Annotated in this window: 18 protein-coding genes and 1 pseudogene; 7 read left to right on the top strand and 12 right to left on the bottom strand. The window is 71.1% G+C overall.

Annotated elements, in window-relative coordinates:
* Positions 1-29 precede the first annotated feature (29 nt).
* The 6 genes from ABEB03_RS26960 to ABEB03_RS26935 all read right to left on the bottom strand — a co-directional run bounded on the left by ABEB03_RS26960 (position 30) and on the right by ABEB03_RS26935 (position 4,526).
* Positions 30-689, bottom strand: a complete 660-nt coding sequence (locus ABEB03_RS26960; protein ID WP_345654735.1) for a hypothetical protein — start codon at positions 687-689, stop codon at positions 30-32.
* Positions 686-1,180 (bottom strand): sigma-70 family RNA polymerase sigma factor, encoded by a 495-nt coding sequence (locus ABEB03_RS26955; RefSeq protein ID WP_345654732.1) that lies wholly within the window; start codon positions 1,178-1,180, stop codon positions 686-688. The genes ABEB03_RS26960 and ABEB03_RS26955 overlap by 4 nt, the downstream gene beginning before the upstream one ends.
* A 141-nt stretch (positions 1,181-1,321) precedes the next feature.
* Complete coding sequence (locus tag ABEB03_RS26950; protein ID WP_345654729.1) at positions 1,322-2,062, bottom strand: class I SAM-dependent methyltransferase; 741 nt, start codon at positions 2,060-2,062, stop codon at positions 1,322-1,324.
* 190 nt (positions 2,063-2,252) lie between these two features.
* A complete protein-coding gene (locus ABEB03_RS26945; protein WP_345654726.1) occupies positions 2,253-2,564 on the bottom strand; it encodes a hypothetical protein in 312 nt (103 codons plus the stop codon).
* On the bottom strand, positions 2,557-3,978 hold the full coding sequence (locus ABEB03_RS26940; protein ID WP_345654724.1) for a hypothetical protein: 1,422 nt from the start codon (positions 3,976-3,978) through the stop codon (positions 2,557-2,559). Before ABEB03_RS26940 ends, ABEB03_RS26945 begins: the two co-directional genes overlap by 8 nt.
* 131 nt (positions 3,979-4,109) lie before the next feature.
* On the bottom strand, positions 4,110-4,526 hold the full coding sequence (locus ABEB03_RS26935) for an Hsp70 family protein (RefSeq protein WP_345654719.1): 417 nt from the start codon (positions 4,524-4,526) through the stop codon (positions 4,110-4,112).
* Between the two features lie 36 nt (positions 4,527-4,562).
* On the opposite strand from ABEB03_RS26935, the pseudogene ABEB03_RS26930 reads away from it, so the two are divergent.
* Positions 4,563-4,751, top strand: a pseudogene (locus tag ABEB03_RS26930) (S8 family serine peptidase); the annotation flags it as partial.
* 71 nt (positions 4,752-4,822) lie between these two features.
* Here the strand turns inward: ABEB03_RS26930 and ABEB03_RS26925 are convergent.
* The 3 genes from ABEB03_RS26925 to ABEB03_RS26910 all read right to left on the bottom strand — a co-directional run bounded on the left by ABEB03_RS26925 (position 4,823) and on the right by ABEB03_RS26910 (position 7,812).
* The gene (locus ABEB03_RS26925; protein ID WP_345654716.1) at positions 4,823-5,419 is read right to left on the bottom strand and encodes a hypothetical protein; all 597 of its coding nucleotides are present in this window, start codon (positions 5,417-5,419) and stop codon (positions 4,823-4,825) included.
* A 309-nt stretch (positions 5,420-5,728) separates the two neighbouring features.
* Positions 5,729-6,424 carry a response regulator transcription factor gene (locus tag ABEB03_RS26915; RefSeq protein WP_345654713.1) on the bottom strand — a complete coding sequence of 232 codons (696 nt, stop codon included), beginning with the start codon at positions 6,422-6,424 and terminating at the stop codon, positions 5,729-5,731.
* Positions 6,421-7,812, bottom strand: a complete 1,392-nt coding sequence (locus tag ABEB03_RS26910) for a sensor histidine kinase (RefSeq protein WP_345654710.1) — start codon at positions 7,810-7,812, stop codon at positions 6,421-6,423. The genes ABEB03_RS26915 and ABEB03_RS26910 overlap by 4 nt, the downstream gene beginning before the upstream one ends.
* Positions 7,813-8,033: 221 nt before the next feature.
* Here ABEB03_RS26910 and ABEB03_RS26905 point away from each other — a divergent pair, with 221 nt between their 5' ends.
* The 4 genes from ABEB03_RS26905 (at position 8,034) to ABEB03_RS26890 (ending at position 14,679) form a co-directional block, all read left to right on the top strand.
* Positions 8,034-8,726, top strand: coding sequence for an ABC transporter ATP-binding protein (locus tag ABEB03_RS26905; protein WP_345654707.1), 693 nt, complete (start codon positions 8,034-8,036; stop codon positions 8,724-8,726).
* On the top strand, positions 8,723-11,146 hold the full coding sequence (locus ABEB03_RS26900; RefSeq protein ID WP_345654704.1) for an ABC transporter permease: 2,424 nt from the start codon (positions 8,723-8,725) through the stop codon (positions 11,144-11,146). Before ABEB03_RS26905 ends, ABEB03_RS26900 begins: the two co-directional genes overlap by 4 nt.
* 200 nt (positions 11,147-11,346) lie before the next feature.
* Positions 11,347-12,129: an intradiol ring-cleavage dioxygenase gene (locus tag ABEB03_RS26895; protein WP_345654700.1), complete on the top strand. Its 783-nt coding sequence runs from the start codon at positions 11,347-11,349 to the stop codon at positions 12,127-12,129.
* Between the two features lie 288 nt (positions 12,130-12,417).
* The gene (locus tag ABEB03_RS26890) at positions 12,418-14,679 is read left to right on the top strand and encodes an ATP-binding protein (protein WP_345654697.1); all 2,262 of its coding nucleotides are present in this window, start codon (positions 12,418-12,420) and stop codon (positions 14,677-14,679) included.
* A gap of 60 nt (positions 14,680-14,739) precedes the next feature.
* Here ABEB03_RS26890 and ABEB03_RS26885 read toward each other — a convergent pair whose 3' ends face one another.
* Entirely contained in the window at positions 14,740-15,336 is a 597-nt protein-coding gene (locus tag ABEB03_RS26885) for a TetR/AcrR family transcriptional regulator (RefSeq protein ID WP_345654694.1), read from the bottom strand.
* Positions 15,337-15,388: 52 nt separating this feature from the next.
* On the opposite strand from ABEB03_RS26885, the gene ABEB03_RS26880 reads away from it, so the two are divergent.
* Positions 15,389-16,366 carry a GNAT family N-acetyltransferase gene (locus ABEB03_RS26880; RefSeq protein WP_345654691.1) on the top strand — a complete coding sequence of 326 codons (978 nt, stop codon included), beginning with the start codon at positions 15,389-15,391 and terminating at the stop codon, positions 16,364-16,366.
* Between the two features lie 148 nt (positions 16,367-16,514).
* On the opposite strand, the gene ABEB03_RS26875 is transcribed toward ABEB03_RS26880, so the two are convergent.
* The gene (locus ABEB03_RS26875; RefSeq protein ID WP_345654687.1) at positions 16,515-17,525 is read right to left on the bottom strand and encodes a helix-turn-helix domain-containing protein; all 1,011 of its coding nucleotides are present in this window, start codon (positions 17,523-17,525) and stop codon (positions 16,515-16,517) included.
* A 131-nt stretch (positions 17,526-17,656) separates the two neighbouring features.
* On the opposite strand from ABEB03_RS26875, the gene ABEB03_RS26870 reads away from it, so the two are divergent.
* The gene (locus ABEB03_RS26870; RefSeq protein WP_345654684.1) at positions 17,657-18,175 is read left to right on the top strand and encodes a peptidoglycan-binding domain-containing protein; all 519 of its coding nucleotides are present in this window, start codon (positions 17,657-17,659) and stop codon (positions 18,173-18,175) included.
* Here the strand turns inward: ABEB03_RS26870 and ABEB03_RS26865 are convergent.
* Complete coding sequence (locus ABEB03_RS26865) at positions 18,150-19,157, bottom strand: helix-turn-helix domain-containing protein (RefSeq protein WP_345654681.1); 1,008 nt, start codon at positions 19,155-19,157, stop codon at positions 18,150-18,152. The two genes, ABEB03_RS26870 and ABEB03_RS26865, sit on opposite strands and share 26 nt — an antisense overlap.
* Positions 19,158-19,402 lie beyond the last annotated feature (245 nt).

The raw sequence follows: 19,402 nt of genomic DNA, 5'->3' as shown, positions 1-19,402 counted from the left end.
CCGGCCGGGCCCGGCGCCGCCTTGTTCCTTCAGCGATGGCGCGGAGGTGTCTGCGTCGTGCACGTCAGCGGCTCGTCGGTCGGGACGAGCCGCTCGACCGATCCCGGACGCCCGTGCGTCACCTGCAGTTGTTCCGCGTTCAGGTAGCCGATGAACAGCTGCTTGCCCTTCGGCATCGCCGAGGGCGTGAAGACGAAGGTGACGCGGCCGTCGCCGGCGCGTTCTCCTCGCATCACCTTGTCGACGCCCGGTCCGACGCCACTGGGGTCCAACTTCCCGTCGTGCGGCCCCCGGCAGAATTCACCGACCTTGATCAGTACGGGGAACCGGGCCTGGTGCAGGGCGCGTTCCAGGCCCGCGTGATCGGCGAAGTAACGGTCCTTGTCCCAGGTCACGTGGATGGTGCCGTCCGTCTTGGTGTCCACGGTGTAAGCGGCGGTGCGGACGTGGACCGCGCCCGCACCGGTGCTGTCGCCGGCCTGAGCCGGCGGAGCGCCACCGCCGCCGATCCCCGGCACGGCGAGCGCCAAGGCCGCCACCGCCGCGCAGGCGCCCGCTGTCGTCACGACGCGGCGCCGGACACGCCTGGTCCGCCCCTTGGCCTCGATCTCCTCGACGGAAACGTCCAGACTCACCTGGCCGAACGCTTCCCGCAGCACCCCTCGAACGTCGCTCGGATCGTCCCTCATTGTTCGCCCTCCTCAGCGGTCACGAGATGTCCGCGCAACGTGGTGACGGCTCGCGACAAATGGGCGGTGACGGTCCCCTCGGCGATCCCGAGCGCCTTCGCGGTCGCCCGGGTGTCCAAGTCGAGCAGGAACCGCAGGGCAACAACCTCCCGTTGTCGCTGCGGCAGCTCGCGCAGCACGGCGAGGAGCGTGGGGTCGAGTCCTCCCGAGGCCGCCGGGTCCGTCACGGCGGCGGTCTCCGCGACACCGTCGACGACGACCTCACGGCGACGCCGACGCCACCACGACACCCGTGTGTTGAGCGCCGTCCGCACGATCCACGCCCGCGGCGCGGGATGCCGGGACACCCTCGCCCAGGACACCCAGGCCTTCGTAAACGCGTCGGCCACCAGGTCCTCGGCGAGCTGTCGGTCCCCCACACATGCGAGCACGGTCCGCAGACACTCGCCCTGACCGGCACGGTAGAAATCCCTGAACTCCAGCTGCTCCACGCCCTCTCCACGCCTGGGAGCGCCGGCTCACTTACCCGGCCCGGCGGAAATCTGCTGCCCGCACCAGAGTGCCTCCGCCCTGACGTGCCACCCAGGGCCTGTCCGGCGAGGGGATGCCCGCACGTCTCGGCGCGGCGGAACTTACGGTTTGTGGGTGACCCAGAGCAGTTCCGCCGGCCAGCGGTGTGCCCAGTCGGGTGGGTCGGTCTCGTTGTAGCCGTTGGGTGTTCCGCGTTCGGGCCGCGGCTCGATGAGGTCGTCGATGACGAGGCCCGCGCCGCGCAGGACCTTGACCCAGTCGCCGTAGGTGAGCTGATAGCTGGTCGCGCCGTCGCCTTCGGCGATGGCGTTCAGCCCGAAGTAGTCCTGCTGGAGCGTCGTGGTCACGCGGCCGGCGGCTTCGTCGTAGCACGCTTCGAACCATGGGCTGGCGACGTTGAACACCAGGCGTCCGCCTCGGCTCAAGACGCGCGCGGCCTGCGGAACGGCCAGGTGCGGGGGCGCCCAGCTGAGCCCGCCGAAGTCGCAGAACACCAGGTCGAAGCTGTCCGCGGCGAAGGGGAGTTGTTCGGCGGCGCCCTGCACCAGCGGGTAGCGGGCCGCTCCCATCGCGCGGCTCGCCGCGGCGAGTTGCGCTTCGGACAGGTCGAGCCCGACCACGGCGGCGCCCTCGGCGGCGAGCGCCCTGGACCACTGGCCGGCGCCGCAGCCGAGCTCGAGGACGCGCTTGCCGGTGACGTCGCCCAGGGCGTGCAGGTGCGCGTCGGGGATGGAGTACATGCCCCACAGCCGGGGCGCGGCGCCGATGTGCGGGTCGTGCTCGTGCTGGTAGGCGCTGCTGATCTGGTTCCAGAGCCGCCGGTTGGCGGGGATGCTGTCCACGTGCCGACTCCAGCACTGCCTGCCGGGGGCGGTCAACACGATTAGGGCACCGGCCGGCTCTCGCCTGGGTCCGGCCCTGGCTCGGCCCGTGATCCGCCGGACGATCCCTGGTGAGCACCGGCCCGGCGGACGCCCGGAGTTCGGAAAAGGGTCCTGTCCGGTCAGCGGGTTCGGTATGTCACTCGTGCTGTCAGGTGTCTGTGTCCGCGGCCTCAGCGAGCCCGTCCAGGACACGGTTGTGGAACTCGCGCTCGGCGGCGCGGCAGGGGGCGTCGAAGAAGGCCCGTTGGGCTTCGCCAAGACCGCAGTTCAAGAGGCCCATGGTCACGAACACGGCGTCCACCCCCTGGCACCCGTTGTCCTTGAGGTACTGCTGAAGCACGTCCGTGTCGCCGGTCGCCTCCCAGACGGGCCGGGCGGCTTCCCGCATGCCCGCGATGCGTGCTGATCGTTGTGCGTCGAAGCCCACCGGGGTCACCGCCTTTCTCGGGTGCTCAGCCATCCACTCCGGCCTCCCGCTTGCGTATGCGCAGCACATGGTCGCTGAAGAGGTGCCGGCTCCGGTCGAGGAGTTCCCCCACCTCCGCGTCGCCGCGTCGTATGTCCGGCGACGGATGCCAGCGCTGCACGGATTGCCCGGCCCAGCCACGCAGCTTTGCATCCGGGTCCTCCAACAGGCCGACCGCCGCCCGGAGGGCAACGATGCCGCCCCGCGCGTCGAGCAGCCGGAATGCGCCCACGCGCACGTGCCGCGGCCGCTCGGAGCGGGTGCGCTCCAGGAGCCGGTCGGCGGGCAGTTCCTTGGCCGAGGGCAGCAGGGCCAAGGCTGTCTCGCGGACGACAGCGGCGGCAGGGTCGTCGAGGAGCGGCCACAACCGTTTCGCATCCACGCAGTCCAGCGCCCTCAGTCCCGCCACCGCCCGCGCCCGCACGCCGGCCGTCGGATGCGCGAGCAACGGCCACAGCAGCCTGGCATCCGCGCGGTTCCCGCACTCGGCCAGCCCGATCACCGCACCGGGCGGCAACTCGGGATCGCCCGGTTCCATGCACCGCGTTCGGTACCAGGCCGTCGGATCACCTCCCAGCTGACGCAGGACATACCGGGCGCAGGCGCGTACGAGCGCGGACCGGTCGCCGAGATACGACTTCGCCTGCTCCGGCCGTCCCGCGCGCCGCAACGCGGTGACCCCGGCCGCACGTGTTCGCGGGTTGCGCGCGGCCAGCAGTGGAGACAGCACGTCCTCGTCCGCCTGCTCGTCCCCCAGAGCCGTGAGCGCTGCTGTGGCACAGAGGTCCTGGACCACGGTGTCCTCGTCCCGGGCGGCAGTGCGCGCCAGCTCGGCGGGACGGAGCAGACGGCCCTCGACCGCCAGCCGGTGAGCGAACCGACGGACGACGCGGTCGGGAGTGGCCAGGAGAGCAGCAAGCTGACCGGCTGACGCCCCTCGCAGGACCTGTCCGAGCGCGTCGACGCCGAAGGCGCCTCTGTCGCGGCGGCCGACACGGAGGATGAGCGGCGCGAGGTCGACCGCCGCGTCCACATCCAAGACCTCGCGGAGCAGTTCCCGGGCCCGCTCGCGCACGGGGCCGACCCAATCGGCACAGCGGATCACGATCAACGGCAGCAGAGCGGGGTGACGGACCGCTGAGCGCAGCGCCGCCTGACGGATCCGACCGTCGCGGTGGCAGAGCGCGAGCGCGAGCTGGGACTCGCCCAGCTGAGTCAGATCCACCGCCGGCGGGGCGCCGCGCTCCCACTCCGGCAAGAATGGCGAGTGACGCCAGGCCACCTCACGCACTCCTGCGTCCAGCGCCAGCCAGTCACCCGGGTCGGCGACGACAAGCGTGCTCCGCAGCGGCGCCCCTCCCGCGAGCAACACCGCTGCCGACGCCGCACCCTCGATGTCCTCGAGCATTCCCAACTCCGCCCGTAGCCGTACGAGGTGATCGTAGAGTGCGCAGTCCGCTCGTGCTGCGGGCACGAACCGGAGCGAGAGCCAAGGCCCCGGTGGCCTTGCCGATCGGGCAGCGGACACTGCCGCGGCACTCAGGATTCCGAGGGCTCGGACGGTACCTGGCCCCGGGGGACGAGGTCGCGGAGGGACTGCCGGCGGGGCGAGCGAACGAGGGCGGCAGCGCGAGCTGCGGTGGAACGGTTCACGGTGGCCGAGCACGATCGGCCGGTGAAAGCGGCCTCTGAGCCGGCGACGCGAAGTTCCTCGCCTGTGACATGCAGGATCCCGTTGGCGTCGATGTCAAAGGTCACTTCGACCAGTGGTGTGCCCTTGGGATGGCGTGGCAGGTCGGTGAGTTCGAGGACGGCGAGTGATCTGTTCCTCGAGGTCTGTTCCCACTCGCCTTCGAGGATGTGGAGGACGATCGTCGTCTGGTTCTTCTCCTCGGTCACGAAGATCTCGCTGCGCTTCGTCGGGATGGTGGTATTCCGCTCGACCACCTTCGTCATGCCTCCGTCGAAGGTCTCCACGCCGAGTGAAGCCGAACGTACACGGGCAACGGCACCTCGTTCGCCGCCCCGCACGTCTCCGGGGCTGCCGCCCTCTACCTCTCGGCCCACCCGGACGCCTCCCCCGCGACCGTGGGCAGCGCGCTGGTCAACGGTTCGACCAGTGGAGTGCTCAGCGGCGTGGGGTCGGGCTCGCCGAACAAGCTGCTGAAGCTCTTGCCGTAGGCCGTGGCGTCCGGCGCTGCGGGCGTGGCTCGCGGCGCCGGACGACCCGGTGTTGTCTGCGGCCGCAGTGTTCAGCCGATGCCGATCACACCCGCGTTCTTGTTGAACTGATCCGTCGAAAAACAGCCGAGCACGGAGGACAGCTTCGCTCCTGTGGGGTTGTCGTTGATGTCGCACGTCACGGACGGTTCATCGACCGAGTCCACCTGCATCAGGAACGTCACCTGCCCTGAAGCCCCCTCGAAGTCGGTGACGTTGTAGACCGCACTCGCCGTGGTCACGTCGAAGGCTCTGAACTGGACCTCGTAGTCATGAAATCCACCTGTCGGAATCCGGGAACCGATGGGCGGCGGAGCCCCCTCGAACGGCCCGCCGGACACCGACGCCAGAGTGATGGGCACACCCTCCTGATTCGTGATGTGAAAGCCCTGACTGAACTGGACGGAGCCCAACGAGGTACCCACGGAGTGTCCGGTGCCGGTGGTGTTGTTGTTGCCGATGATGAGGTCATGGCAGGCGTTGTTGTCGTTGTTCCCGAAATTGATGATGACGCAGCCGTCGGGGTCGGTGTCGTCACTGGTATCGCTCGCGGCGTGGGCGGTCGTGCCCAGGCCGGTGAGGACGAGGAGTGCCGTGGCGGCGGCGAACGCTGAGCGTGTGTGGCGCATGAGGGTGCCCTGTTCCGTCAGTCGTGGGTGACGAGGTGTCGGTTGGATCGTGCGGATCCATGGGGTCGGAGAGTGGGAGGCACGGCGGGTGTGTGCCTCGAATGGTCGATGGGAGTGAGGGCGGAGCCTGTCCCCGGTACGAGGCGGTGTGCGGAAGTGGGCAGCGGGAGCCGGCGGCCGGCATCAACTGCCCTTCCACGACCGGCCGGTGGTCACCCTCATCCCCATACGGAGCGACCATCCGCACTCGGCGCCGGGGCGCTGTTCGACGCGGCACACCGACCTCACGGCCCGGTCGGCGCCGGGCCGTCAGCCCGCTCCGAGCGGACCCTGCGGGGAGATCAGGCCGCTCTCGTAGGCGAGTACGACGGCCTGTACGCGGTCCCTCAGATCGAGCTTCGACAGGATGCGGCCGACATGCGTCTTGACCGTGGTCGGGCTGAGACGGAGGCGGTCCGCGAGTTCGGCGTTGCTGAGGCCGGTCGCCAGCAGGCGCAGCACTTCCAGTTCGCGCGGGGTCAGCCCGGACAGGTCGCGGTGGACGCCGACCCGCGGCGACTCCTGGCGGTGGGCGAATCGTTCGATCAGCCTGCGGGTGATCGTGGGTGCGAGCAGGGCGTCGCCGGAGCGCACGAGACGGACGGCGGCCACCAGGTGCTCCGGGGTGACGTCCTTGAGCAGGAAGCCGCTCGCCCCGGCGGTGAGCGCCGCGTACACGTAGTGGTCGAGGTCGTAGGTGGTGAGGATGATGACCTGGGTGCCTTCGGAACCGTCGGGGCCGCTGCCGAGTATGCGTCGGGTGGCTTCGATGCCGTCCATCCGCGGCATCCGGATGTCCATGAGGACGACGTCGGGCCGGGTACGCCGCACGGCGTCGACCGCCTCGGCACCGTCCGCGGCCTCAGCTGTCACCTCGATGCCGTCGGCGGCGAGGATCATCCCGAAGCCCGTACGGACCAGGGCCTGGTCGTCCGCGATGACGGCGCGCAGGGCGGGCGCGTTCACACCGCCTCCCACGGGATTCGGGCCGTGACCCGGTATCCGCCGGTCAGCGTCGGTCCGGCGGTGAGCTCCCCGCCGTAGAGCGCGAGCCGCTCACGCAGCCCGATCAGCCCGCGGCCGTTGCCGCCCACGGACGGCGAGTCCCGGACGGCTCCCGTGTCGGTGACCTCGATCTCCAGCCAGGAGCCGGCGAAGCCGATCGCCACGGTCGCACCGGCGCCCGCCGCATGCTTGATCGTGTTGGTGAGTGCCTCCTGGACGACGCGGTACGCCGTGAGTTCCACCCCGGGTGGCAGCGGTCCGGCAGGCAGCGACACCGTCAGGTCCACCGGTGTCCCGGCAGCCCGCACCCTTTCGGCGAGGGCGTCGAGTTGTCCGAGGCCGGGCTGTGGTTCCAGGCCGTCCGCGGGGGTGTCGGCCCCCGCGTCCGGGCTGGCGAGCAGGCCCATCACATGGCGGAGTTCGGCCATGGCGGCGCGGCCCCCGGCCTCCACCGCCAGCAGTGCCTGTTTGGACCGCTCCGGGGCCGCGTCCATCACCTTGCGCGCCGCGCCCGCCTGAATGACCATCACGCTCACATTGTGGGTGACGACGTCGTGGAGTTCGGCGGCTATCCGGGCGCGCTCCTCCTCGACGGCCCGGCGCATGGCCTTCTCCTGGGCCTGCTGCAGGTCCGTGAAACGCTTGCGGCTGGCCTCCAGCCGCAGGCGCCCGAACCGGACGAGGCTGGCCAGCACCCCGACCACCAGGAGCACCACGGCGGGGCTGGACCAGCCGGGGAGCACGGGGTCCGAATCCCGGAACGCGACACCGGCCAGCACGGCGGCGACGATCAGCGCGGCCATCGCCCGGTTCCGGTAGCGGCTGTGCGCGACGGCTCCGTACGCGCCGATACTGCACGTCAGCACGTTGATCCAGGAGACACGGTCGCCTATCGCCAGTGCGGCGGCGGCGACCACGCCGAACGCGAGCAGCGGATACCTGCGCCTCGCCACGAGCGGCAGCGCCGACAGCACGACCAGGACCCAGGACGCGGAGCGCTCCGGTTCGTACTCGACCCCTGGACGGGGAATGGCCGGCGCGTACGGGACGGCCGGCGGGGACGGGATCAGGCCCCGGTTCTCGGCGACCGCCTTGGAGCTGATGCGCACCGGCCCGTCGCCGGGATAGCGCGCGGCCACGATCAGCGCGACGACGGTCAGCAGAACCGCCAGCACCATGTCCACGCGCACCGCCCGCCGCGACAGCCGGGCGGGCTCCCCCTCCGGCCGCATCACGTCGCGAACGTGTGCCCACCACGTGCCCGGCCGCAGCACGTCGCCGGCCCGCTCTCGCCAGGTGCCCACCCACGACGCGTCACGCGGCCGACCGTACGGCTCCTCCTTCTCCATCCGCACATTGTGTGGCCCCACGGCACGCCTCCGCGTCCACCTGCGTGACCGGCGCACCTGCCCGACAGGAGTACTCCTCGAGGATGACCCCGCGAACGGGTCCTCCGCGGGAAGGGCCGTATGTCGGTGCCACGGCCGACGCGCCGCTGCGGCGTCCGCCCGTACGTTCACCGAGCCCGCACCGGGCATCGGCTTCCCGACCACGAAGGACGGACCCACTCATGACTCAGGTGATCGAACTGGAGGGCGTGGCCAAGCGGTACGGCGGCGCCGACGCCGCGGCGCTCGGACCGGTCGACCTCGCGGTGGCCGAGGGCGAGGCCCTCGCCGTGACGGGTCCGTCCGGCAGCGGCAAGTCCACGCTGCTCAACCTCGTGGCCGGTCTGGACCGGCCGACCGAGGGCGCGGTGACCGTGGCCGGGCAGCGTATCGACCGGCTGAGCGAGCACGCGCTGGCCCGGTTCCGCCGCGAACGGATCGGTATGGTCTTCCAGTTCTTCAACCTGCTCGACGACCTCACCGTGGCCGACAACATCCAGCTTCCCGCCCAGCTGACCGGGACCGCCCGGCGGGCGGCGGCATCCCGTGCCGGGGAGCTGATGGAGGTGCTGGGAATCCATAAGCACGCCCGCGCCTACCCCGGGCGGCTGTCCGGCGGCGAACGCCAACGGGTCGCGGTGGCGAGGGCCTTGGTGAACCGGCCCGCTCTGCTGCTCGCCGACGAACCGACCGGCGCGCTGGACACCGCCTCGGGTCAGGAGGTACGTGAGCTGCTCGTCGACCTGCACCGCGGCGGCCAGACCGTCGTCCTCGTCACGCACGACCTGGAGCTGGCCCGGGCGTGTGCGCGGCGCACGATCCATCTCGTCGACGGCCTCGTCGCCGTCGACACGCACGCGGAGGCCGTCCGATGAGCCGGTTCGGCAGCGGTGCCCTGGGGCGCGTCGTACGTTCCGGGGTCGGCAGGCGACGCGTCCAGACGCTGGTGATCGCCGTGGCGACGATGATGGCGGTGGCCTCGGCCGTGGTCGCCGGGTCCCTGATGGTCGCCACGAACGCTCCCTTCGACCATGCCTTCGCGCGGCAGCACGGGGCGCACCTCACGGCGGAGTTCGACCCGGACCGGGTGAGCGCGGCACAGCTGGCGAGCACCCGCCGCGTGGAGGGGGTCACGGCGAGCGCGGGACCGTTCCCGTCCACGACGATCAGACCGGTGGGCCCGGACGGCGGACATCTTCCCGCGCTGACGCTGGTCGGACGGCCCGGCCCGGGAAAGAACGTGGACGAGCTGGACCTGAAGTCGGGCCGGTGGGCGCGCGAGCCCGGCGAGATCGTGTTGTCCTCCGACTTCTCCGGCCAGTTCCTCAAGCTCGGCTCGACACTGAGGAGTTCGGACGCCGCGGACGCGCGGACGCTGACCGTCGTCGGCTTCGCGCTGTCGGCCGGCAACAGCGCCGAGGTCTGGGCGACCCCCGCCCAGGTCAGGTCCCTGGCGACCGGGGACACCGGCCTCACCACCCAGATGCTCTACCGCTTCGCCTCCGCGGCGACGAAGTCCCAGATCGCGGACGACCGCAAGAAGCTCACCGCCGCCCTGCCCAAGGGGTCGCTGGTCGGTACCCAGTCGTGGCTGGACACCAAGCGCGCCGCCGATCAGGGCGCGGCGGCGACGATCCCCTTCCTGTTCGCCTTCGGAGTGCTCGGCATCGTCATGTCGGTCATCATCGTCGGCAGTGTGATCAGCGGCGCGGTCGGCACGAGCCTGCGCCGGATCGGCATTCTCAAGGCCATCGGATTCGCCCCGGGTGAGGTCGTACGGGCTTACGTGGCACAGGCGTTGATCCCGGCCGCGGCCGGCATCGCGCTGGGGGTCGTCCTCGGTAACCTGCTGGCCGTACCGCTGCTGGCGGACACCGAGTCCGTGTACGGAACGGTGTCGCTCTCGGTGGCCTGGTGGGTCGATGTCGTGGTGCCCGCCTGCGCGCTGCTCGTGGTCGGGATCGCGGCGCTGGTGCCTGCGCTGCGGGCCGGGAGGCTGCGTACGGTCGAGGCGATCGCCGTCGGCAGGGCGCCGCGCACCGCGCGGGGGCAGTGGGCGCATCGCGCGGCCGGGCGGCTCCCGCTGCCCAGGCCGCTGACATACGGCCTCGCGAGCCCCTTCGCCCACCCCGTGCGTGCCCTCGCGATGGTCCTGGCGGTGACGTTCGGAACGGTGGCCGCGACGTTCGCGGTGGGACTGACACAGTCCCTCGACGCCGTCGCCGGCGCGCAGGATCCCGAGAACCGCGCCGATGTCACCGCCATCAGCGGCGGACCCGACTCGGGCCCCGGGCCACGCCCGGTGGAGAAGAAGCAGAAGCCGCCCGCGGCCGGCTCCGAGCGCGCACCCGTCGCCTCGGGGGCGAACCAGGGGCAGTCGTCGGCCGATCCGGACGCGGTGCGTGCCGCGATCGCGGCGCAGCACGGCACCGCCTCGTACTACGGCACGGCAATGGGGGACGCGAGGGTGTCCGGGATCTCCGGCACCGTCCGCGCCATGCTCTATCAGGGCGATTCCCGCCCCGGCAGCTACGAGATGATCCACGGGCACTGGCTCTCCGGGCGGGGTCAGGTCGTGGTGCCCACCCGCTTCCTGGAGAGGACCGGCACGAGGATCGGCGAGACGGTGCGGGTGACGTTCGAGAAGGAGACCGTGAGCCTGCGGATCGTCGGCGAGGCATTCGACACGTCGGACGACGGCTTGCGGGTCCACGCGGATCTCGACAGCTTCGCCAAGGCGCAGCCGGAGGCCTTCCACATCGAGGTCGAGTCGGGGATCTCCCCCGCCGACTACGCGCAAAAGCTCAGCCAGGTGGTCAGGCCACTGGGCGGCGACGCCTTCGCCGAATCCGCCCCGCAGGGAGAGAACATGATCGTGCTCCTGGAGGCGATGGCCGCGCTGCTCACCCTGATGCTGGTCTCCGTTGCGGGCCTCGGAGTGCTCAATTCCGTCGTCCTCGACACCCGCGAACGCGTCCACGACTTGGGAGTGTGCAAGGCACTCGGCATGTCCCCGCGCCAGACAGTGGGGCTCGTACTCGCCTCGGTGGCCGGTATCGGTGTCGTCGGCGGGCTGATCGGCGTCCCGGCCGGGTTCGCGCTGCACGGCTACGTGCTGCCGGTCATGGGAGAAGCCGCGGGCACCGGCCTGCCGCCGTCCGTCCTCGATGTGTACGACCTGCCGCAACTGCTGCTGCTCGGCCTGGCCGGCGTGCTCGTCGCCCTGCTGGGCGCGATGGCTCCGGCGGGATGGGCTGCCAAGGTCCGCACGGCCACAGCACTGCGCACCGAGTGACCGGCGGACGGCCGCCACCGTGCCGTGCGCGCCGAGACGCGCTGGGGACGGCACGGACGTGGCGGATCCGCCGCCGCGGACCGCCCTGCTCCCCCGCCCCGGCCCGGGGTGGACACTTCACCCGGAGGGTTTCGTAACGCGCTCGATTCGCCGGTCGTCCGACCGATCCCGTCGGCCGCAGCCCGCGCCATCGTGGCGGCATGACTGATACCCCCCACCACGACCCCGCGGAGCAGGCCGGCGCCACCCGCAGATCCGTCATCGCCACCCTGGGCGGCGCGACGCTCGGCGTCGCAGCCCTGGGATTCGCGGCTTCGCAGGCGGCAGCCGAGGACCGAGGCAGCACGCCCCGAGCCGCCGCCGGACCGGCCGCTGCCTGCGTCCTGACACCCGAACAGACCGAAGGCCCCTACTATCTGGACCTGGAGACGGTCCGCAAGAACATCACCGAGGGCAGGGCGGGTGTGCCGCTCACCCTCCGCGTGACAGTCGTCGACATCGCGACCTGCTTCCCGTTGCCCAACACGGCGGTCGACATCTGGCACTGCGACGCGCTCGGCGTCTACTCCGGCTATGTCGCGGGCGGCTCCACCCCGGACACCACCTTCCTGCGGGGCGTGCAGCTGACCGACTCCGCCGGCGTCGCCGAGTTCACCACCGTCTACCCCGGCTGGTACGTCGGCCGCGCGCTCCACATCCACGTCAAGACCCATGCCGGCGGCACCGTCTCCAACGGGACCTACCACGGAGGCCACGTCTCCCACACGGGCCAGCTCTACTTCCCCGAGACCTACAACACGAAGATCGCCGCCCTGACCCCCTACCGGAACAACACGGCCACCCGAACGCTCAACGCGAGGGACGGCATATACCGCAACGGCGGATCTTCAACCGTGCTCACGATCACACAGGTCGGCAGCGACGTCGGCGAGGGAGTGACGGGCGCCGTCGTGCTCGGGGTCAATCCCGCCGCGACGCCCTGACGCACGCCCCACCGAGGCGGCCGGCCGGTGGGACCGGAGGGTTTCACCCGGGGAGCCCACGGCCAGGAATCGGGAATGACCCGGCATCGAACATGTGAGTCATGCGGAGCGGCGCTGGCCGCCGGACCACACAGCGGCCGGCCGGCCCGGTACTGCTCCAACGCATGCCGGCAACGGGCGTTCCGACAGCGTTCGACGCGCACAGGTTCGGGGAGGCAGCGGCCGACCACGCCCGCTGCCTCCCCACCGGATCCGGGCCGTGGGCTGCCGCCGGCGCTCGACTCCTTCGTGGGGCGACGACAGGAACTGTCCGACCTGCGCGCCTTGCTGAGGACGTCGCGACTGCTCACGCTGACCGGCGCCGGCGGCGTCGGCAAGACACGGCTGGCGCTGGAGTTGGCCAAAGGGCTGCCCCGGCGCCACGCTCGGGTGGATCTGGTGGAACTCGACTCGCTGCACGACAGCGCCCCGCTGGCGCAGTCCGTGGCCACCGCGTTGGGTGTGGGTGAGCGGGCGGGGCGATCCGGCACCGAGGCCCTGGTCCGCGCGATCGCGGGCACCTCGCGCCTGTTGATCCTGGACAATTGCGAGCATCTGGCCGAGCCCTGCGCACTGTTCGCCGCGACCCTGCTGAGCCGCTGCCCCCGGTTGCGGATCCTGGCCACCAGCCGGGAGGCGTTGCGGGTTCCCGGCGAGACCGTGTTCCGGGTCGGGGAGCTGTCCCTGCCGCCGGCCGGCACGGAGGACGATCCTGCCGCCCTCCTGCGCTTCGATGCCGTCCGGCTGTTCGTCGAGCGTGCCACCAGCCGCGCACCCGGCTTCACCCTCCGGCCGGGCAACGGTGCGACGGTCGCCGAGATATGCCGCCGGCTGGACGGTCTGACGCTGGCCGTCGAACTGGCGGCGCGCCGCGTCGGCACGCTCCCCCTGGGCGACATCCTCGACGGACTGGACGACCGGCTCTTTCAGCTGTCGCTGCTGACCGACGGCAGCAGGACGGGCCCCCGCCGCCACGACGGACTGACCGCCGCCATCGACTGGAGCCATCGACTGCTCGAACCGGCGGAACAGGCGGTCTTCCGGCGTCTCGCGGTGCTCGTCGGCGGATTCGACACGAGTGCGGCGCAGGCGGTCTGCACCGGCGACGGCGTCGCACCCCGCCACATTCTGCGCGTCCTGTGTGCCCTTGAGGCAAAGTCACTGATCGTACGGCTGCCTGGCGACGCACGTCCCGCGCGGTTCCGTCAGCTGAGCGCCGTACGTGCCTGCGCCATGGAGCGTCTGGCGGAGTCGGGTGAGCTGGACGCCGTACGCGGGCGAGCCCTGGAGTGGCTGAACGACCTCGCGGAACGCACCGGTGGCGAGGTGTTCGCCGACCAGGCCGGCGCACCGCTCACCGCCGAACGGGACAATCTCGCGGCGGCCCTGGCCGACGCCGGCTGCCGCGACGACGCCTCGCACGACCGGCTGGCCCTGGAACTGGCCCGCGTGCACTACCAGCAGGAGCAGCCATCGGCAGCCCGCCCGCTGCTCGACGGACTTCTGCGGGACCCTTCCGAGCCGGCGCTCGGCGGCGCGGTGGCGGCGCTCGCCACGCGTGTGGTCTGTCAACAGGCCGATCCGGCCGAGGCATTACGACTGGGTGAGCGGGCGGTGCGGCAGGAACGCATGCGCGACGACCTCGCTGGTCTCGCGAACGCCTTGGACGCGAGGGCGGCGGCACGACTGTGCCGCGGCGAGTTCCCTGCCGCCGTCGCGGATCTGCGCGAGTGCCTGCGCGTCGTCTCCGCGCTCGGCCGACCGCAGGACACCGCATGGTGCACCCATCACTTGGCCTGGGCCCTGCTCCAGGCCGGCGAAGAGGCCGAGGCCGATGTGCTCATGGCTCGCTGTCTTCCGGTCCTCAGGACACAGGCGCACTGGAGCCGAACCGCTGCCGCGCTGCACACCGCCGGTGCCGTACGGCTGTCCCTGGGGCGTCTGGACAGTGCCGAGGCACTGTTCGGCGAGGTGCTCCGGATCGTCCCTGAAGCGAGTTTCCACGCGCTGTACCCGATCGAGGGCCTGGCCCTGGTGGCCGCTGAGAGCGGTGACATGCGGCGAGCCCTGCGGTTGTACGAGGCGAGCGCGCAGGCCCGCAGCCGGCTGGACACCGAGCCGGAGGACCCGTGGCGCCGACGGGTGGAACTGACGGCGGCCCGTGCACGGACCCGGCTGTCATCGACCGCGCGGGACGCGGCTGTCAGCAGTGGTCGCCGGCTGCACGGAGACCGGCTCGTCGCGTACGCCTTGCGGACGGGAAGCGGCGACCGGCGTACGGCGACGGACCCCACTGCGGTCGCCGTCGACCAGTTCCCCCTCACTGCAAGGGAGTTCAAGGTCGCCGAACTCGTCGCCGAAGGACTGACCAACCGCCAGATCGCGGAGCGGCTCAGTCTTTCGGAACGTACCGTCGCCACCCATCTGGACAAGGTCCGCGACAAACTGGGCCTGCGCTCACGCACCCGGATCGCCCTGTGGGCGGCCGTACGGACCCGGGACAGCTCCTGACGACACGCGGCTCCAGGTCCTCGCTCGCAAGGTCCCAGGGTCACCGCCACATCTCGGCCGTCATCGGGGCAGCGCGGTCGCGGCGAGGAAGTCGTCGAGCATCGTGATCTGTACGTCCCCAGGAAATCGGCCGGGGTCGAAGAGGGCCTGGACGACCAGTCCGTGTGTGAAGGCGACGGCAGTGGCCGCGAGTTGCTCCGGGTCGGCGGTCGCGGGGAGTTCGCCGAGATCACGTGCTGCTTCCAAGTGCGGGCGGATCGTCGAGCGGAGCCGGGTGTAGCGGTCGGCCTGTTGCGTGGTCAGCTCGCCGTCGGCGAGAGAGAGGTCCCAGGAGCTGACCCAGATGCGATTGCGGGCGACGTCGCCCGGCGTCAGCGGCAGGATGTCCAGAAGCATGGCGCGCACCGTAGCGAGGCCCGCACCGGGACGCGCACGGCGGGGCCTCTCCGCGGTGCGCTGCTCCAGCAGGTCCAAGGCGTGCGTGATCAGGGCCCGTTTGGTCGGGAAGTAGTGCATGAGCATCCCGGTCGACACACCCATGGCCGTGGCGACGGCACGCAGGGTCAGCCCGCCGAACCCTTTGTCGGCGAGGACGTGCCATACGGCCTCGGATACGTCTTTGCGACGGGCTTCACGGTCTCCGGGCGCGGGCGGCATGGTGCTAGCTTACGTACCGAACGCTTGTTACGCACCTGGAGAAGGGGCTCCCATGTTCATCCTGCCGCTCGGCGCCCATGCCCAGCTCCGCCCCCTGGAGCCCTGGCAGGCGAAGGAGTTCCTCGCCCATATCGAGCGCGCCCGGGTCACGGTGGACCCGTGGATCCCCTGGGCGACGTTCAGCACCGACCTCGAGTCGGCCACGGCCACCCTGCAGCGCTATGCCGATCGTCTGGCCACGGACACCGGCCGGATCTATGGGATATGGCTGGACGACGACCTGGTCGGCGGCGTCATGTTCACTCGGTTCGACAGCGCCGCCGGCGTCTGCGAGATCGGCTGCTGGCTGGAGCAGGCCGGGGAGGGACGCGGCCTGGTGACCCGAGCCTGCCGGATGCTGATCGACTGGGCCTTCCGGGAACGCGGAATGAGCCGCGTCGAATGGTGGGCGGCGGCAGGCAACACCCGCAGCACCGACGTCGCACGCCGGTTGGGCATGACCCGCGACGGAGTGCTCCGGCAGCGCTATCCGCATCAGGGTGTGCGGCAGGACAGCGAGGTCTGGTCGGTCCTTTCCGAGGAATGGCCCTCTGGCGAGGAAGAGTCCAAGTCCGCCGTCCTGGCCGAGCTCGACCGGCTGACGCACGTGTTCATCGGCGCCTTCACCAACACCGGCGACCGCCGCCCCGACCTCGGCGTCATCCGCGACGTCTTCATCCCGCAGGGAAGGATCATCGCGAACGTCGGGAACGAACCAGTGATCTACGACCTCGACTCGTTCATCGAGCCCCGGCAGAAGATGCTCACCGACGGGACGCTGACCGAGTTCTCCGAATGGGAGGTCTCCGAGCGGACCGAGATCTTCGGATCGATCGCGCACCGGTTCAGCGAATACCGCAAATCCGGCTACCGGCACGGCAAGCGTTTCGAGGGCGGGGGCTGCAAGACCACCCAGTTCCTCCGTACGCCGTCAGGATGGAAGATGTCCTCGCTGGCCTGGGACGACGAACCCAGCACCGTCACCGAATAGCGGGTCGCTCATCACCCTGACCGAGAGGCCACCCCGCACGGATGCGCCCAGCCAGCTCCCGGCGTTCGGCTGCCGGCTGCCGGCTGCCGGGGCAGGTCAGCACGGAGCTCAGGAGGCGGAGGACGCCGACACCGAGCGGGGCCGGGCCTCAACGACCGGGCGAGGAAGGTGAGATGACAGGTTCGGGAGGTGGGGTGAGCCGTATTGTGCCGCCTGGTTCCGTGCAGCCGTACGCACCGGAGGTGAGGACGGTGCAGGCCTTCGCGTCGGACGGCGTGTCGGCCGCGACCATCGGGCTGTAGACGTCGGTGTCGTAGTGCACCCTGTCCTGCTGTGGTGCGCCTTTCGCGGGCACGACACGTGCGATGTCGCCCACGCCTCCCCAACTGATGCGCGCCCAGGCCGCCTTGCAGGAGTCGCTGTAGCGCAACTCGACGTAGACGCCTTGGACCTTGGTGAGGGCGGCGGTCCAGGGGTCGCCGCATCCCTCCGTCTTCGGGTCCTTGCCGGTACAGCTCTGCTCGAAGCAAGTGATGTCGAGCTGGTTCCTGCCGGAGCCGCCTGTGGTGGAAGTCCGATGAGTGTCGGCCGAACCCCTGGGATGGTGCGTCGCCCGCAGCACGACGGTGGCCCCGCCGACGGCGAGGGCCACAGCGGCGGACAGCACGACCCAGCGGCGGGCGGTACAGTCGGTCCACGGCTTGTGCGGGAGCCCGCGGGGCGGCAGGTCCGCGGTCGTGCCGGCCGGCGACCGTGCGTCTTCGGTCTCCGCCGGGACTTCAGAGGACGGATCCGACTCAGCGAGCTGAGGGGATGCGACGCGCTCGGTGACCTTGGCGGGCTCGGACGAAGTGGCGAGATCCGGAGATTCCCTCCACTCCGGCGAGCCCTGTCGGCTGCACGCCCGTGCCGCCAGCTCCCACAGCGCGGCGAGCCGCGCCGGGTCCGCGCCGACCACCCGTGCCAACGCGTCCACGGCCTGCCTGGGAGGCAGTGACTTGCCGTTCAGATACCGCTCCCATGACGACTTGCTGTGCGGCGTGCGCTCGGCCAGCGCGGCCAGGCTCAGACCGCTGCGGTCCTTGAGACGCCGCAACTGCTCGACGAGGGCGCGCAGGTCGGATTCGAGTGTGTCGGGAAGCGGTTTCCAGTCAGCCATGTTCCACCTCGGTGGCTCTCACCCGTCATGGCTCCCCACCCTGCTGGAAGCGCAGTCCCGAGCGGACCCTGTGGGGGCCGGATCGAGCCAAAGCGATGACGGAGTGTCAGGGACCGAGGTATGACGGTGCCATGAACTCGCCTGGCGGCGTCGGCCGACGAGCGGCCCTGTCGGCCGCCGTCTGCGCGGTCGTCTTCGCTGCGACCTGTGCCGCGAGCGCGCCGTCCGCCGATCACGCGACGTATGTGACCGGTTCCGGTGCCTTCGCCGACGACTGGAGCGAGGAACCGCTGTTGGAGGCCGGCCGGGTACCGCGCAGCGATCTGGTCGGGCTGTGGCAGGCGATCTTGTGGGCGGACGGCTACCTGCCCAGCTCGGGGATCACGTGCGCGTTCGACGCCGCCACGAGCGGGGCGACCCGGACGTGGCAGACCAACCATGGCCTCGGAGCCGACGGAATCGTCGGCGCGGCTACGTTCGGCTTCGCGGCCCGAAGGCTCGTCTCGGCGCCACCGTGGACGGCGTACCGCGGAGAGAAGTACACCCTGCCCCTGCTCCGTGGCCGCGGTGGGGTGTACGAGGTGTATGACGCGGGTCGCTTCCACAGGCTGCGGACGAACGAGGTCACCCTGACGAGCTGCCGCCACTGACCGGTTCCGCCCAGCTGTCGTGCTCCGTCACGCAGAGCTGATGGTCGAGGGTGTGATCGGCCCCACCGTCCGAGCGGTCCGAGCGGTCCGAGCGGTCCGTGCGGTTCGAGCGGTTCGAGCGGTCCGAGCGGTTCGAGCGGTCCGAAGGCTCTTCTCGATTCGACACGACGAGGCAGGCCAGCGCTCCCCGCGGAGTTGCGACTGTCATCGCCGTGCGCGAGGCGCCGGGACGCGCGTGCTGGGTCGCGGCGCCCTGGGCGGCGACGAGCAGCCGCTGTGTTCCCCGGGCCGGTCCCGCCTCGGCCCAGACCGCGTGGCAGGCCGGGCTGTACCGGAGGGTGAGGACGGTGCCGTAGGTGCGCAGCGCGTGCACGACCGTGCTGAAGCGGTCGCACCTCTCCCGGTAGGGGTCCCGCCCCTGGCAGGAGTGACCGCGGCAGCCCACTCCCGCAGCCCCTGCGTCCGACGACCGCAGTGGCCACGGCCACGTCGGTGCGCCCCGTGGTGCCCCACGCGGCACGGGCGGTCTGCCGGGGCCGCCGGTCCAGGGGTGAACGAGGGTCAGGACGGCGAACAGGGCGCCGGCCCCGATGACGGCACCGACAGTCACCCCTCTTCGGCCGACGACGGCGGAGATCGCCGCCCCGAGACCGCTGCCAGGGGGAGGAATGGATCCGGCCGGGCGGCCAGGCGGTGCCGGGTCGTCGTTCCTCGGGCCGGGCGGAGGCGCGTCCCCTTCGGCGGACCCGGCGAGTTCGGTGGGCCCGTCCTGCCAGGCCACCGCAGCCGACTCCCAAAGGACGCGTAGCCGCCCCTCGTCTGCGTCGGCCAGCCGGCCGAGCAGCTTGACCGCCCGCCACGGGGGCAGCTTGCGTCCGTTGAGGTAACGGTGCCAAGACGTGGTGCTGTACGCGGTCTTGGTGGCGAGCGACGCCAGGCTCAGTCCCGCACGATCCTTGTACAGCCGCAGCTCTTCGACCAATCGGCTCACCTGATGGGGGAGTTCAACCCGCAACGGCCGCCATCGACTCATCAGTGTCCCTCGCCCCGGCCCAGTCTCCCCTGCCCTGCAAATGTCTCACCGCTCGTCCCGCGCCGTCCCGGCACCGTGCCAGACCACACCCTCCTTTCACAGGTCAGCGCGTGGGGCGTCCCGGTCCTTTCCCCGCTGCCCGGCCTCTCTTGTGAGATCGAAGGCCGGCCCGGCACGGTCGATGACGCAAGGAC

The sequence above is a fragment of the Streptomyces siamensis genome, assembly GCF_039543605.1.
Classification (GTDB): Bacteria; Actinomycetota; Actinomycetes; order Streptomycetales; family Streptomycetaceae; genus Streptomyces; species Streptomyces siamensis.
The sequence above is the reverse complement of the archived record's forward strand: the minus strand, read 5'-3'. Positions and strand labels throughout refer to the sequence as shown.

Bases quoted from the DNA above. Each gene is read 5' to 3' on its own strand.
- ABEB03_RS26935 (WP_345654719.1), bottom strand. From the start codon at position 4,526: ATGACGAAGGTGGTCGAGCGGAATACCACCATCCCGACGAAGCGCAGC.
- ABEB03_RS26940 (WP_345654724.1), bottom strand. From the start codon at position 3,978: ATGCTCGAGGACATCGAGGGTGCGGCGTCGGCAGCGGTGTTGCTCGCG.
- ABEB03_RS26905 (WP_345654707.1), top strand. From the start codon at position 8,034: ATGACTCAGGTGATCGAACTGGAGGGCGTGGCCAAGCGGTACGGCGGC.
- ABEB03_RS26960 (WP_345654735.1), bottom strand. From the start codon at position 689: ATGAGGGACGATCCGAGCGACGTTCGAGGGGTGCTGCGGGAAGCGTTC.
- ABEB03_RS26925 (WP_345654716.1), bottom strand. From the start codon at position 5,419: ATGCGCCACACACGCTCAGCGTTCGCCGCCGCCACGGCACTCCTCGTC.
- ABEB03_RS26885 (WP_345654694.1), bottom strand. From the start codon at position 15,336: ATGCCGCCCGCGCCCGGAGACCGTGAAGCCCGTCGCAAAGACGTATCC.
- ABEB03_RS26895 (WP_345654700.1), top strand. From the start codon at position 11,347: ATGACTGATACCCCCCACCACGACCCCGCGGAGCAGGCCGGCGCCACC.
- ABEB03_RS26910 (WP_345654710.1), bottom strand. From the start codon at position 7,812: ATGGAGAAGGAGGAGCCGTACGGTCGGCCGCGTGACGCGTCGTGGGTG.
- ABEB03_RS26900 (WP_345654704.1), top strand. From the start codon at position 8,723: ATGAGCCGGTTCGGCAGCGGTGCCCTGGGGCGCGTCGTACGTTCCGGG.
- ABEB03_RS26870 (WP_345654684.1), top strand. From the start codon at position 17,657: ATGAACTCGCCTGGCGGCGTCGGCCGACGAGCGGCCCTGTCGGCCGCC.
- ABEB03_RS26875 (WP_345654687.1), bottom strand. From the start codon at position 17,525: ATGGCTGACTGGAAACCGCTTCCCGACACACTCGAATCCGACCTGCGC.
- ABEB03_RS26945 (WP_345654726.1), bottom strand. From the start codon at position 2,564: ATGGCTGAGCACCCGAGAAAGGCGGTGACCCCGGTGGGCTTCGACGCA.
- ABEB03_RS26880 (WP_345654691.1), top strand. From the start codon at position 15,389: ATGTTCATCCTGCCGCTCGGCGCCCATGCCCAGCTCCGCCCCCTGGAG.